14 protein-coding genes are annotated in these 15,143 nt (G+C 35.3%); 4 read left to right on the top strand and 10 right to left on the bottom strand.

What is annotated here, in order from left to right; all coding sequences use genetic code 11:
- The 4 genes from ACQUQZ_RS24990 (at position 1) to ACQUQZ_RS24975 (ending at position 4,831) form a co-directional block, all read left to right on the top strand.
- On the top strand, positions 1 to 1,116 hold the full coding sequence (locus tag ACQUQZ_RS24990; RefSeq protein ID WP_435357955.1) for an alpha/beta hydrolase-fold protein: 1,116 nt from the start codon (positions 1 to 3) through the stop codon (positions 1,114 to 1,116).
- A gap of 141 nt (positions 1,117 to 1,257) precedes the next feature.
- Positions 1,258 to 2,421, top strand: a complete 1,164-nt coding sequence (locus ACQUQZ_RS24985) for an aldose epimerase family protein (RefSeq protein ID WP_435357954.1) — start codon at positions 1,258 to 1,260, stop codon at positions 2,419 to 2,421.
- A gap of 175 nt (positions 2,422 to 2,596) precedes the next feature.
- The gene (locus tag ACQUQZ_RS24980) at positions 2,597 to 3,331 is read left to right on the top strand and encodes an acetylxylan esterase (protein WP_435357953.1); all 735 of its coding nucleotides are present in this window, start codon (positions 2,597 to 2,599) and stop codon (positions 3,329 to 3,331) included.
- Between the two features lie 12 nt (positions 3,332 to 3,343).
- On the top strand, positions 3,344 to 4,831 hold the full coding sequence (locus ACQUQZ_RS24975; RefSeq protein WP_435357952.1) for a family 43 glycosylhydrolase: 1,488 nt from the start codon (positions 3,344 to 3,346) through the stop codon (positions 4,829 to 4,831).
- Between the two features lie 150 nt (positions 4,832 to 4,981).
- Here the strand turns inward: ACQUQZ_RS24975 and ACQUQZ_RS24970 are convergent, their stop codons facing one another.
- The 10 genes from ACQUQZ_RS24970 to hypF form a co-directional block, all read right to left on the bottom strand.
- Positions 4,982 to 5,320: a hypothetical protein gene (locus ACQUQZ_RS24970; RefSeq protein WP_435357951.1), complete on the bottom strand. Its 339-nt coding sequence runs from the start codon at positions 5,318 to 5,320 to the stop codon at positions 4,982 to 4,984.
- A gap of 40 nt (positions 5,321 to 5,360) precedes the next feature.
- Positions 5,361 to 6,458, bottom strand: coding sequence for an endo-1,4-beta-xylanase (locus ACQUQZ_RS24965; RefSeq protein WP_435357950.1), 1,098 nt, complete (start codon positions 6,456 to 6,458; stop codon positions 5,361 to 5,363).
- Between the two features lie 1,146 nt (positions 6,459 to 7,604).
- Positions 7,605 to 8,156 (bottom strand): bifunctional nuclease family protein, encoded by a 552-nt coding sequence (locus tag ACQUQZ_RS24960; RefSeq protein WP_435357949.1) that lies wholly within the window; start codon positions 8,154 to 8,156, stop codon positions 7,605 to 7,607.
- Positions 8,149 to 8,394: a hypothetical protein gene (locus ACQUQZ_RS24955; protein ID WP_435357948.1), complete on the bottom strand. Its 246-nt coding sequence runs from the start codon at positions 8,392 to 8,394 to the stop codon at positions 8,149 to 8,151. The genes ACQUQZ_RS24960 and ACQUQZ_RS24955 overlap by 8 nt, the downstream gene beginning before the upstream one ends.
- A 2-nt stretch (positions 8,395 to 8,396) precedes the next feature.
- The gene (locus ACQUQZ_RS24950; RefSeq protein ID WP_435357947.1) at positions 8,397 to 9,014 is read right to left on the bottom strand and encodes an urease accessory protein; all 618 of its coding nucleotides are present in this window, start codon (positions 9,012 to 9,014) and stop codon (positions 8,397 to 8,399) included.
- A 9-nt stretch (positions 9,015 to 9,023) separates the two neighbouring features.
- Positions 9,024 to 10,184 carry a hypothetical protein gene (locus tag ACQUQZ_RS24945; protein WP_435357946.1) on the bottom strand — a complete coding sequence of 387 codons (1,161 nt, stop codon included), beginning with the start codon at positions 10,182 to 10,184 and terminating at the stop codon, positions 9,024 to 9,026.
- A gap of 118 nt (positions 10,185 to 10,302) precedes the next feature.
- Entirely contained in the window at positions 10,303 to 11,355 is a 1,053-nt protein-coding gene (gene hypE, locus ACQUQZ_RS24940; protein ID WP_435357945.1) for a hydrogenase expression/formation protein HypE, read from the bottom strand.
- 100 nt (positions 11,356 to 11,455) lie between these two features.
- A complete protein-coding gene (gene hypD, locus ACQUQZ_RS24935; protein ID WP_435357944.1) occupies positions 11,456 to 12,559 on the bottom strand; it encodes a hydrogenase formation protein HypD in 1,104 nt (367 codons plus the stop codon).
- A gap of 17 nt (positions 12,560 to 12,576) precedes the next feature.
- A complete protein-coding gene (locus ACQUQZ_RS24930; protein WP_435357943.1) occupies positions 12,577 to 12,864 on the bottom strand; it encodes a HypC/HybG/HupF family hydrogenase formation chaperone in 288 nt (95 codons plus the stop codon).
- 4 nt (positions 12,865 to 12,868) lie between these two features.
- Positions 12,869 to 15,142, bottom strand: a complete 2,274-nt coding sequence (gene hypF / locus ACQUQZ_RS24925) for a carbamoyltransferase HypF (protein ID WP_435357942.1) — start codon at positions 15,140 to 15,142, stop codon at positions 12,869 to 12,871.
- Position 15,143 lies beyond the last annotated feature (1 nt).

The following is a 15,143-nucleotide window of genomic DNA, read 5'->3' as shown; positions in this document are numbered from 1 at the left end:
ATGAAAAATACATTCTATCGAAATTCATTACTTGCTGTTTTTTTGATTTGGTTTGGCATTGCTCAAGCCCAACAGCCGGCTATTATCGAAGATTTTAAACCTTCGGCACTGAATCAACCACAACAAGAATACCCAATGGTAAACTCACAAGGTTATGCCCGTTTTAAAATTATAGCTCCTGCTGCTGATAGTGTTCGTGTAAGTTTAGGACTTGGCGGTCGTGGTGGCACAAAACTCACCAAAGCTGAAGATGGCTCATGGATGGGAACTACTGAAGGGCCAATGGACGAAGGATTTCACTATTATAATGTCAGAATTGATGGGGGGAAATTCAATGACCCTGGCACACTAAACTATTATGGTTCAATTCGTTGGGAAAGTGGTATTGAAATCCCAGCGAAAGACCAAGATTTTTATGCTCTTAAAAATGTCCCACACGGAAATGTACAACAAATATTATTTCCATCACCAAGCACCAACACTTCACGCAGGGCATTTGTTTATACGCCACCAGGCTATGAAAAAGGAAAGGGTAAATATCCGGTATTGTATCTTCAACACGGTTGGGGCGAAGACGAAACAGCATGGATGAATCAAGGAAGAGCCAATTTGATAATGGATAACTTGATTGCTGAAGGAAAAATCAAGCCATTTATCATAGTAAATACGTATGGAATGACAAATGAAGTAAAATTTGGGAAATTGAGAGAATTTAAAATTGAGCCATTCCAAACAGTATTGACAGAAGAATTGGTTCCTTATGTAGATGCTAATTTCAGAACAATTGCTAAGAAAGAGCAACGTGCGATGGCTGGACTTTCAATGGGTGGAATGGAAACGAAAACGATTACATTAAATAAACCAGATGTGTTTGGATACTACGGATTATTGAGTGGTGGGGTATATGCGGCTGCTGATTTTAAAGACAAGCCACAACCAAAATTGATTTTTATAAGCTGTGGAAGCAAAGAACGTCCAGAAGGAGTTAAAAAAGCAGGTGAAGAATTAAAGGCTGCTGGTTTCAATGCTGTAAGTTTTGTTTCAGAAGGCACTGCACACGAATTCCAAACTTGGAGACGTAGTTTGTATCAAATGGCTCCATTGCTTTTTAAATAAATCTCTTTTACTCTGGTCAAAACTAAGGGTTGGTCAGAGTAAAAATTATTAATAATTCACCTTAACAATTACTCTAAAACTATTTTTAATATTTCTCCATATTTATTTAATATCAGTTTTAGGCAAAATATTCTAAAAACTATGACATTAAAAACACGCTGTATAACCCTTCTTTGTCTTGGACTATTCCAGATTGGGCTTGCACAAACACCCGTTAAAATAAAAAAAAATAGCTCCGAAAAAGTGGTAAAGATAGATAAAAAAGAATTCGGAATTTTACCAGATGGTACTAAAGCTGAGCTTTTCACACTTCGTAATTCAAGAGGAATGGAAGCTCAGATTACCAACTATGGCGGGATTATTACAAGCCTAACAGCACCTGATAAAAATGGAAAATATGAAAACATTACGCTTGGTTGCGAAACCCTTAATGATTACCTAAAAGGTGTTCCGTTTTTTGGAGCTTTGATAGGGAGATTTGGCAACCGCATTGCTAAAGGCAAATTTACGCTTGAGGGCAAAGAATATACTTTAGCGAAGAATAATGGTCCAAACGCCTTACACGGTGGTAAAAAAGGGTTCGATAAAGTTCTTTGGAAAGCTACTCCACTCAATGGCGAAGAACCTCAATTGAAATTGAATTATACATCTGTTGATGGGGAAGAAGGTTATCCTGGAAACTTAAATATTGAAGTTATTTACACCCTTAAAAAGGATAATTCATTACAGATTAATTATAAGGCAACGACTGATAAGACTACTGTTGTGAACCTTACAAATCATACATATTTCAACCTTACTGCCAACGTAAACAAGGAGATTCTCGATCATGAAGTAACTATTTTGGCCGACAAATTAGTACCTGTCGATAGAACATTGATTCCAACAGGTGAACTTACCGCTGTGACGGGTACTCCTTTTGATTTTTTGACTGCTCATAAAATTGGAGAAAGAATCAATGATGCCAATGATCTTCAAATTAAATATGGAAAAGGCTACGACCATTGTTGGGTATTCACTGACTCAAGTAATAAACTGAAAAAAGTAGCTTTAGTTTACGAAGCCACAACTGGTCGAAAAATGGAGGTTTTCACAACCGAACCTGCAATTCAGTTCTATTCAGGAAATTTTTTAGATGGCTCCGCAATCACCAAAGGGGGTATTCCTGCGAAATTTCGTTCTGGTTTTTGCTTAGAAACGCAACACTATCCAGATTCTCCAAATAAACCAAATTTTCCAAGCACGGTTTTAAAACCAGGAGAAACTTATCAAACTACCACAATTTATAAATTTTCAGTGAAATAGAATTCTACATGATTATCTGAATGCAGCAACTAAATATTATATCTGTATGTCGAATATCATTTTCTTAAAACTATAAATTTTAGCATTGCCCACATACATCCTTTCGAAACACAAAAAGTAAAAATTCAAATACAAAACCAATTTTTCATCATTATTCAACATTAATTACTTTTCTATGAGCTTCTGTTTCAAACCCCTACCTTTGGTGGTGGGCATCGTTATCCTTGTGGGTATTGGAATACAAAGTTGTTCGGTTCAATCAACAAACAAGTCCAACAATACCACTCAAATTGATACGACCCGTACCATTGCTCCATATTTTACAGCCGCAACAAATAAAGTTAAAATTCCAGATGCTGATGGATTTCTCCAACGTTGGCTACTTTTAGAGCCAATTAACAAACCTAATCGAAGCAATACTGTCTTCACAGATAGTTATTTGAGAAGTACTTTCGCTACCGAATATTTTCCAAATCAATTTACTGTTATTCCTAAAAATGGCGAAAAAGTGAAGGTTGGAGAACAAGAGTTGACTTGGCACGCACTTGAAAGTACAGCTTTTAATACCAAACTCTTTCGTTTAGCTTATGGGTTAAGAAAACCAGTTTACGGTGTACTTTTTTGGGCAGTAACTGTGGTCAACACTACAGAAGAAATGAAAAATGTAAGAATGGCCGTTGGCTCAAATTCAGCATCTATGTGGTGGCTAAATGGCAAAGAGGCTGTGCTGCTTTCGGGCGATAGACGGATGGTTATGGATGATTGTGTATCGAACCGTCTTACACTCAATAAAGGGAAAAACATTATTCGTGGTGCAGTAATCAACGGACCAGGAATGAGTGATTTTTGTGTTCGTTTCCTTGATGAAAAAGGAGAGCCAATCAAAAATATCACGATAAGTTATGAATGAATTTAAAAATTCATGTTAAAAAACATTCTCAATTTTTTTATCAACTGGAAAATGAAATCAAGAATCAATATTTTGGGCGTTATAGTCCTTTTATCAATATTTTTAACAGAAAAAATCACAGCACAAATTGGTAAACCATTTATTCATGACCCTTCAACTATCATGATGTGTGATGGTAAATACTACACATTTGGAACACGTGGTGGCGGTCTAATTTCTGAAGATGGTTGGACATGGAATAGCGGTGGAGAAAGACCTGGGGGAGGAGCTGCTCCAGATATGCTAAAAATCGGAGATAGATACTTAATTGCTTACGGAGCTACGGGTGGTGGACTTGGTGGTGGTCACAACGGACGAATACTGACGATGTGGAATAAAACGCTTGACCCAAAATCGCCTGATTTTAAATATACAGAAGCCATCATAGTTGCCTCATCAGATGGTACTGAAGATTGTGATGCCATTGATCCAGGCCTTTTACTTGACCCAACTGATGGAAGACTATGGTTATCTTATGGTACTTATTTTGGCTTTATTCGACTGGTTGAACTCGACCCAAAAACTGGCAAAAGAGTAGAAGGAAATAAAGCTATAAATATTGCTATTGATTGTGAAGCTACCGCTTTGATGTATCGTGATGGTTGGTATTATTTACTTGGTACGCATGGCACTTGTTGCGACGGTGCAAACTCTACCTATAATATAGTAGTGGGGCGTTCGAGAAAAGTAATAGGGCCTTACGTTGACAATATGGGCAGAGATATGCTCAAAGGTGGTGGAAAGATGGTGATTGGTGCAAGTGGAAGAGTAAATGGCCCAGGGCATTTCGGTCTTTTAGATTTGGAAGAAGGTGTACAGAAAATGTCCTGTCATTATGAAGCTGATTTAGACCAAAGTGGACGCAGTGTCTTAGGCATACGTCCTTTATTATGGAAAAATGGGTGGCCTGTAGCTGGGGATAATTTCAAAGAAGGAACGTACGAAATAGCTTCTGAAAGGAGAGGTTATGCACTGGAACTAATAGTAGATTTTGTGCGTATGCCTGGAGGGTTTAGAGGCCCACGAGACCCTAATGAACCAATAAAACCGGTGGCTTCGCAAGAATTAAAAGATGTAATCAGTACTTGGCCTACAGGAGATGTAAATGTCAGAATTGGAGATTATATGTCCCGTCCGCACCAAAAATGGACAGTTTCTGCCGTACCAGATGGGGGTGGGTACCCTGGCGGCCCTTATTATAAAATAGTAATTGCAGGTACGGAGAGAGCATTAGCAGCAACTGTTGAAGCGGAAGTAAAAACCGTTCCAGTATTTACAGGTGCACCTGAACAATTATGGAGAATTGAACAATTGACTGATGGCACTTTCAGAATTATGCCAAAGTTAGTACCTGGTACAAACGAAAAATTAGCATTGATTTCTTCTGGTGATAGCACACCAACTCTTGGCAAATTTGATATGAATAGTGATAATTCTAAGTGGAATTTTAAAACACACTGAAAAACTAAAAACATCATATTCTATGGTAAAGGCTCTCAGTGTAAACTAAATAATTTACACTTTCAATCATGATTGAATTATAAACAAAGCCCTCAAATGTGCAATTTGCTATATTTGAGGGCTTTATACTATAAAACAATAAAACTACGTTTATTTAACTCGAGTCAATTTCATCTCTCCTCTTTCATTTTTTGTAATGATTTCGTTTTCATTGATAAGTTCGCCAGTACTATTGATTGTCATATCATTAAACGAAATGCTGTATGAGAATTTTTTACCATCAACTTTACCATTTTCGATTTTTGTCTCCCCAAATTGCGTTTTCCAAGTGCCTGTGAGTTTATCTCCTTCAACCTTGAATGTGTAATTTATCTCAAATGTGCCATTGGGTGTTTCACGTGTACCTTTCCAGTTTCCATCAATGGGATTTGTCTGGGCAAATGCTCCAACACTGCAAATGAAGCATAAGAATACCAATAGTTTTTTCATAGTTTTTAGATTTTTTGGTTAAATAAAATTAAAGAGTAATTTATTTTTTTAAACCGACAACTTTATAAAATGCTGGTTTAGGTTGGTTATTTCTATCAAATAATAATGGATAATTGGTGCGTCCTCTAACAGGCCAGTTATTTAACCAGCTATCGCCATCATTTACACCCCAGAATGTTATTCTCGAAATTTTATCTTTGTGTTTTAAGAACAATTTAAACAGTGACTCGTAGTCATCAGCCAACTGATTTTGTACATTTTCGGGCAATCCATTAGTATATGGATTCAATTCTGGATTATTCGCCATTCTTTGACTAACGTCGGCTCCTTGAAAATTCCTTTGTAAAACTTCAATATCTAACTCCGTAAACATCACTTTCATACCCAAAGCAGAATATTCGAGAATACTTTCTTCAATGTCTTTCAAAGGTATTTTTCCAAGGTGCCAATGTCCCTGAATACCTACACCATCAATTCTAACGCCAGATTCCTGAATTTTTTTGATTATTCTGATACATCCTGCTCTTTTGGCGGGTTGCTCATTGTTGTAGTCGTTGTAGTAAAGTTCAGTTTTTGGAGATGCTTCTTGAGCCAATTTAAAAGCTTCAGTAATGTATCCTTCACCCAAATGCTTCAAAAAGACTGAGTTTCTGAGTGTGCCATCCTCATTAAGGGCTTCGTTTACTACATCCCAAGAAAATACCTTGCCTTTGTAGCGTCCTGCTACTGTTTTGATATGTTCAGTAAAGAATGTGCGAATAGAGTCGCTACTCTTGATGCTTCTGATAAAGTTTGGTAATTGGCTATGCCATATCAAAGTATGTCCATTAATTTTAATATTATTTTTCTTGCCATACTCAATCATTTTATCAGCCATTTTGAAATCATAAGTATCCCACTTAGGATGAATTAATGCTGATTTCATGATATTTTCAGGAGTAGCTGCATTGAACTGCTGTTTGATTAGACTGTTTACAGTTGGGTCTTTTTCTTCTATTTGAAAATTATTAAGGGCTGTTCCTATCAAAAAATCCTTCTTAAAAGCATCTTTGAGCGAAGTATTAGCTTTATTTTTTGTTATGAAATTTGAGCAAATAAAAAGCACAAAAATGAGGGCGATAAATAAGTTTTTTTTCATCATTACTAATCTTTAATATATAATAAAATGTGGTGATAAATGACAATGTAATCTAACGTCCATGAAACATAGACGTTAGATTGGTGTAAATCAAAACATATTAAAATGAACCAAAATATATATTTTTTACTATATAATTCTTAGACAAATTAATACGTCCTACCTAATCTTAATCTCAATTTTAACTACCAAAGCTGTGCTTTTATGTTCATTGAATTATCTTTTAATAATTCAATATCTGAGTTTTACGTTTGTTCTATTAACGTTTAGCTGGTCTTCTGTTTTGCAAAGATTTACTCCAAGCTTTAAAAAAAAATGTTCTATAGTTTTGAATAGAACGGCTATCAAACTTTACAAATTGAATATTTTTTGAAAAAAATTTTTGTTAAAAATAGGCTCATTTGAAAATGAAATATTATTTATTATTTAGCATAAATCTTTAAATAGTACTATTTTATGTAAATATAATTTTACAAATATTTTTTTTGAAAACACTTTTGATAGTCAAAGCTACATTTAATATTTAGAATTCCAAATAAAAAGTGTCATTTTGACACTAATATTTTTAACCAATGTATCAGAAATGTTTTTAGTAGATATTTTCTTTTATTTATTGAATAGATTTGGAATTGTTTTAAAATAATTGGAGCGTAAGATCAATAACGATTAGATCAATCGAATTAAAGTATAATCTTGGGAAAATACAATAATAGTAAAATAGTGAATATTCGTATATCTCAACACCTTGGGTAGTATCAAAATAAGTACAGATATTTAATGAAAATTATTTTTCTGTCTCTTGGTCTTGTTAGTGATGGGTTCTGTATTTCTTCGCTTTAAAACTTTTCATTTGAAGTCATTTTGTATATGGTTAATCATATAAAACAAAAAATAATTATACTTAGATTTATATACAAGAATAATATACTTTTTACTAATTGCAGATACAAAAATCAGAGGATTATTTATAATTATGTTCAAAGCAACATAAGTATAATCAAACGGACGTTTGTTTATACTCACTTTAGCTTTAATCTAAATCAAAAAACAACCATTAGATTCCATAAATGAAACACTAACTACAATTAATTATTGTAAATTTTAAAAAGGGTAGGGGGGGGGAGATTGAGAATCTCAATACGCTTTTCAAGAAGTTCTCCTTTTTATTGCATCACGTACACGTGCAGCACTTTCATAGTCTTCTTTTTTAAGAATTTTATCTAATAATTCCTCCAATTCTTCTAATGTATATTCAGCATACGAGCCTTTTTTCTCAATGCCTTTTTCATCTATTTCATAACCTGCACTTTCTAAAACAGGTTCGCTTACATAAATTGGGCAAGAAAAACGAATGGCCAAGGCAATCGCATCTGATGCACGAGCATCAATCTCAAGAATATTTTTATCTATTGTATGAAGGATAATTATTGAATGAAAAATGTCATTTTCGAGGCTATGAATTACAACCTCTTTAATTGAGGCATTAAGTTTTATAATGACATTTTTGAATAAATCATGCGTAAGGGGGCGGGCAGGTTGAAGCCGTTCTAAATGAATCGCAATTGCCTGTGCTTCTTGATTTCCAACAATAATCGGAATGCGTTTTTTTGACTTTATTTCTTCTAAAATTAGAACATAATAACCTTTTTTGGATTCGCTTTCCGCCAAAGCAATTACTGAAGCCTCGTATCTATTCATTGTGTAATGGTATTTCAAGATTTTTTTTGATAAACTCGCATAGTTTTCCAATATCTTCAAAAGGTGAGATTACCCAACCTTCCGCAGACAAACGATATAAGTCAGTTGTTTCAACTTCAACTGAAAAACCTCTTTCTAATTCAAAAAATTTACCATCACGTTTCAAGATTTTAATATCCATTTGCTTGAGGGCATATTCTACAAAATCAGATTCGTCATAATTTGCTTGCTTTTCCATGTCTAAATAATATTTTTATAGAAAATCATCGCCCCCAATCCAACACAAAGAAATGCGGAAACAGTACTTAATATAGTAGAAAGCCATTTATTATTGATGATTTTTGTTGAAAATGGTAAACTAAAAGCCCCTGCTGCAATCATCATCCCAACTATTGACCCAATACCAAAGATTAGTATGTAAAATATCGCCATGACATTATCTTTAATTTGTGTCAAAACAGAAATCAATAAACCTCCGCTTCCAGCCAAACCATGAACTAAACCTACCCCATAAGCCAAACCAAATGTTGGTTCTGAAATATGTGAATGACCATGAGACCGATCTTGAAAAATTTTATAAAATCTTATAACGCCCAAAACCATCAACATTAAACCAACGCTTGCTTCAAAGTAATGAAAATTATTTTCTTGCAAGATAAATTTGCCAATCATATAAATGATAGCCACCAATAAAATCGTTGAAGTATGTCCTAAACCCCAAAAAACACCATCTTTTATGGCAGAAATCGTATTGGTTCTACGAGTTACAATGTTGCTTACGGCCACCAAGTGGTCAGCTTCAAATGAATGTGAAAAGCCAATAGCTGCAGCACCGAGCAAAATGAACAAATTTTCCATTATTGTTTATTAATCAGGTTTAGAATAGCCACTTAGTGTATAAATTACTACTCGATGATTACCCGTATCAGTTAAAACCAATTTATTTTCACACACACAAAGTGAAAATGGCCAATACAATTGGCTATCTGTGCCGAACTTTGTTTGTGTGTTTTCGCTTCCAGTATTAAAATCAAAATGCCCTAAAAGATTGTCGGCATAAGCACCATTTTTAGTTGGAATATTTTCAAACCATAGCACTCTGCTATTACCTGTATCTGCCACAAAAATTCCATTCTTATAAAAACATGAGTCATAAGTCCAACTCATGGAATCTTGTTTCGGAAATAAACTAAATTGATTCATACCATTGGCATCGAAGTCTGCTTGACCAATAATAATATCAGCAGGCTGAGTAAAAGCCGTTTGCCAATCATTCCAAACCAAATTTCTATAAAACTGCGTATCGGCGACTGACATTTGACCGTTTTTACTTATTCTTACTGAATAAGGCCAAATTGGTTCGTAATTTTCATAATCTCTTTCGTTGAAACTTGGTTTGCCAATTACCTTGTCAGCGTCCGTAAAGTTTTCGCTTGGAATATTTTCGTAGAAAAGCACCCTTCTGTTGCCTGTATCACAAATCCACAAATGCCTGCCATCTGAAAATACACCGTAAGGCCAATTAAGCGTATTGGCAGCAGGTTTTGAACCAATTCCTTTGATATTAGGCAAATTTTGCGAAAAACCTACTTGACCAATGACTACATCAGCCGCTTGACCATTATATGTTGGAAAGGTATGCCAAATCAAAACCCGATGATTCCAAGCATCGGCAATGATAAGTTTTTTACCATCCGACCAAATTCCCGAAGGATATTGGAGTGTGCTTGCACTTACACCTGTGCCAGCATTTCTGCCAGTATTTTCTTGTTCTAATTGCCCCAAAGTAATATCTGGTTCGGCAAATTCGGTGGTTGGACGGGTATTCCAAATAAAAACTCTATTTTGACCTGTATCCGAAATCAATAATTTATCTCCAACCATCCAAACACCTCTCGGGGCTAGTAATGGGTTATTTTTGCCACCTCTAAAAATTATAGAATCTTGCACCAAAGAAGGCTTATCAAGTACCGATGCCATGAGTCCACTTCCTTGTGAAACAGGTGATTTTGAAAGACTTATATTCATTTATAGGAATTAGGTTTTAGGTTTTAGGGGTTAGGTGAACTGGATTTAGTTTAGGAATGAGAAGTTTGTATTTCGCAACTCTAATGCTAATTTCTAAAACCAAATTCCTCATTAGTTTTTAGCAAATACGTGGAAGCTGTTCGCCGACTAACATATTTATTACTCTTTTACCCCCTATTCGACTTTGTAAAACTACTTGGCGAGGGTGTTCGGCCACCACACTTCCAATGATAGCCGCATTTTTACCATTGTCAAAAGTCTGCAATTTTTTCAAGAAATCATCTGCCATTTCTCCTGAAACAAGGGCCATAAAAACGCCTTCATTAGCAACATAAAGAGGGTCTAAACCTAAAAGTTCACAAGCACTATACACTTCTTCAACCACTGGAATATCTTTTTGATGAATATTGATACCTAGTTTAACATCACGTGCAATTTCGTTCAAAACTGTTGCTACACCGCCACGAGTTGGATCCCTAAAAAGATGAATATCATTGCCAAATTCATCGATCAATGCCTTCACTGTATGATTGAGATTGGTTGTATCACTTTCGATGGTTGTTTCAAAATCAAGCCCTTCACGCACCGACATAATAGCAATCCCATGCGTAGCAACATTGCCGCTCACAATAATTTTATCGCCAATTTTAATGTTATGAATAGAAATATTTGCCTTCGGATGTACTTGTCCAATGCCCGAAGTATTTATAAATATCTTATCACCTTTGCCTCTTTCCACCACTTTTGTATCTCCAGTGACAATATGAACGCCAGCGTTTTCGGCCGCCATTTTGATAGAAAGCAAGATTTCCCAAAACTCTTTCATTGTCAAACCTTCTTCCAAAATAAAACTTAACGATAGGTATTTTGGAATAGCCCCACACATCGCAATATCATTGACAGTACCATTTACAGCCAATTCGCCGATGTTTCCACCTGGAAAAAAAACTGGTGAAATAACATAACTATCGGTCGAAAAAGCCAGTTTTCCTGCCAATTCAAAGATTGCTCCGTCGTGATGCTCGTCTAATATTGGATTTTTTAGCAAATCAAAAACGCCCGATTCAAGTAATTTATTGGTTAAAATCCCACCACTTCCATGTCCCAGCGTAATGACTTCAAAGTCAAGTTGCGGCATCGGGCAAGAAAGACTTAATATTGATGTATTCATCTAAATCTATTTTAGTACTTATAAAGTAAAATGAACTTCGGAGAAGTGAAACCTCTCATTTTTACATTTTAAATTTTGCATTCTAAATGCTACATTTTCATCAAGCCATTACTTCTTCAGTTGCCTCCGAATAATGATAATAAGCAGCACAAGCCCCTTCCGAAGAAACCATTGGAGCTCCTAATGGATTGAGAGGTGTACAAGCTTTACCAAATTGGCTACATTCAAAAGGTTTTTTAATACCTTTCAGTACTTGCCCAGCAATACAATCTACGCATTCTGGAACTTTTGGAATATTGACTGAAAACTTTTTATTGGCGTCAAATTCAGCTAACTCATATCGTACTTCCCATCCACTCATCGGAATCGTCCCAATGCCACGCCATTCTCGATCTTCGGTTTTAAAAACGTCCGCAATTATCTTTTGAGCTGCAGGGTTTCCTTCATATTTCACTACTCTACTATATTGATTTTCAAGCTTAGCTTCACCATTTTCAAGTTGACGAACGGTCATTAATATACCTTGCAGCAAATCAACAGGTTCAAAACCAGTAACCACCATCGGGATTTTGTATTTTGCCACAATTGGCTCATATTCAGTCATGCCCATAATCGTGCAAACGTGTCCTGCTGCCAAAAATGCTTCAATTTTTGCTTCTTTATCATTAATTACAGCCTCCATGGCAGGAGGAACCAAAACATGAGAGGCTAAAATTGAATAGTTTTTAAGTCCCAAACGCTGGGCATGTATAACCGAAAGTGCATTAGCAGGTGCCGTAGTTTCAAAGCCAACTGCAAAGAAAACCACTTCACGATTAGGATTTTCTTGGGCAATTTTGACGGCTTCTAAAGGTGAATACATAATGCGTATATCTGCACCACTGGCTTTGGCTTCGAGCAAACTCCTTTTTGAGCCAGGTACCCGAATCATGTCGCCATAAGAACAAAGAATCACGCCTTTTTCTTCGGCTAAATGCAGGGCTTTATCAATCAGATTTAGCGGTGTTACACAAACAGGGCATCCTGGACCATGAACCATTCTGATTTCTTTAGGTAGAATATTCAGAATACCGTTTTTGACTAAACTATGCGTTTGACCACCACAAACCTCCATAATCGTCCACGAACGAGTAGTTATTTTATGTAATTCGTTGATATATTGCTCAACTATTTCTGGGTCACGGAATTCGGATAGGTATTTCATCTCTTAATTTTGGGCTTTTAAATTTCACAATTGCCACCCTCTCTTTCAATCTGCGAATGCTCAACGAGGTCATCGAGTTCGCCAATTTCTGCAAGGTAACTAAATGTCTTTTGTGCTTCTTCTTCATCAACAATGCTAATAGCAACCCCCACATGCACCAGTACATAATCACCTTCCTTAGCATCAGGTACCATTTCTAGGCTGGCTTCTTTGGTGATTCCACCAAAAAGTATTTTGGCCATTCTTACTAAACCTCCGTATTGGTATTCAATAGATTTTATTTTACCTGGAATTGCAAGACACATATTTTTAATTATTAAGTTTTCTGTTCATTAACTCGTAAACTACCACTTGCCCAAATGAAATACATTCGTCATTTGGCGAAAGTTGTTGATGAAAAAATAGCTCAAAATCTGTTAAGTTTTGTTGAGCTAAATCAACCAAAAGAGCATTTTGCCAAACACCACCCGAAAATGCTATTTTATTAATATTCAAATCATTAGCAATGTTTTTTATCAAACAAATCATCGAATAATGTACCTTATATGCTATTTCTTCGATGTTTATTTCTTTGATTAAATCAGCAATTACTCCTCTTATTATCTCTTTTGAATTATGATATTTTTCGGTAAAATAACTTTCCTTTATTTCTGATTTTTGTTTAAAATATGCTCTTGCTTTCGCTTCCAAATACATGGCAGATTCACCTTCATAACTCACTTTATCAATGATTCTTAGCAAGGAAGCCACAGCATCAAAAAGTCTTCCAACCGATGATGTTTGTAAAAGATTAGCTTGTTTTAATTGCTTTTGATAAAGATTCCACTCTAAATCTGTAAATTTTGCTTTTATAAAATCGTATGCTTCTGGAATATTTGCACAAATTGACAATGCTGATAATCGAGGTTCACGAGCCATTTTATCACCCAACAAATTTGGGAAATAATCGACATGATTTACTCGTTCAAAATGTTCATTGGCATTATTTTGGAACTTAAAAAACTCGCCGCCCCAAATATGCCCATCTTCTCCCAAACCTGTGCCATCCCAAATGATTCCCAAGATTGGCTCTGTACTTTTCAATAAATCATTTTCTGCTAGAACTGCAGCAAAATGTGCTTTATGGTGTTGAATTTCTACTAAATTTAGGCTTTTTTCTTCGGCAAATATTCGACCCATTTCTGATGAAGGATAAGCGGAATGTTTATCAATTAATACCGTATTTGCTTTAAAATCAAGAACTTCCGTAATATGTTTTAAGGTGTGTTGGAAACTTTCTTGCGTATCAAAATCGCTTAAATCGCCCAAATATTGACTGATATAAATGTTATTTTCATGCGTAAGCGTAAATGTACTTTTAAGCATTGCTCCCATTGCCAAAATATTATTTTGAGAAACAAAAGTTGGCAAAATGAAAGTGGGTGCAAGCCCTCTCGAACGACGTAAAACTATTTTTTGATTAAAGTTTTGGGTAAATCTCACCACACTATCATCTTGGGGAACAACAATTTCTCTATTATTTATCAAGATTAAATCTGCAATTTCAGACAACACATCCATTGCTTTTTGGTCGTCATAAATGATTGGTGAATGACTCAAATTTCCGCTGGTAGCTATCAAAGGTTTACTAAATTTCTGACAAATAAGCTCGAATAATGGCGTATAAGGTAACATTACTCCTATCAATCCTGCTGTTGTTAAATTTGGTAAATTGGCTTCAAGCAAAACAATCGAGGCCACTTCGTTAATCAATATTTCTTGTTCTGAATCCCTCAAATCAACTACTTTTTTCAAAGATTCCAAACCTGGAAACATAACCGCAAAAGGCTTACTTGGACGATGCTTTCTTTTTCTTAATTCACTGATAGTTAGCTCATTACTTGCATCACAAATCAATAAATAGCCTCCAATTCCTTTTAATGCAACTATTTTCCCATCTTTTAAAAACTCAACTAGCAAGTCAATAATTACTGATTGTTCATCTGAAACAAGTTGTTTTTTGTTATCAAAAAGTCTCAGTTTTACGCCACATTTTTCACAAGAATTTGTTTGTGAAAAATAGCGTCTATCACTGACTGATTCGTATTCTTGCCTGCAACAGGAACACATTTCAAATGCCTCCATACTCGTAAATTCACGGTCATAAGGCAATTTTTTAATAATTGAAAAACGTGGGCCACAATAAGTGCAAGTTGTAAATGCGTATTGAAAACGTCTATTTTTTGAATCATTGATTTCGTTGCTACATTCAGCACAAATCCCAAAATCTGGACTTAATAAAACATTGTTTTTTTCACCAACTTTACTTTTTATAATACGAAATCCTTCCAAAACCTGTGCATTTTCATTAGTTTTTCTAAATAAAAAACAGGTAATCTTCGCCAATTTTGGTACTTCATTCTTTAGTCTTTTGCAAAAAGTATCCAATTGAAATTCGTTTTCAACAGATATTTCAATCAAAACGCCTTCATTGGTATTATTCACGTAACCCACCAAACCCATTTCAGTAGCCAAACGATAAACAAAAGGTCGGAAACCAACGCCTTGTACTTGACCCTTTATTTCAATTTCAAATACCTCCATT

Origin of the sequence: Emticicia sp. SJ17W-69 (assembly GCF_051209875.1) — a bacterium.
GTDB lineage: Bacteria > Bacteroidota > Bacteroidia > Cytophagales > Spirosomataceae > Emticicia.
The sequence above is the reverse complement of the archived record's forward strand: the minus strand, read 5'-3'. Positions and strand labels throughout refer to the sequence as shown.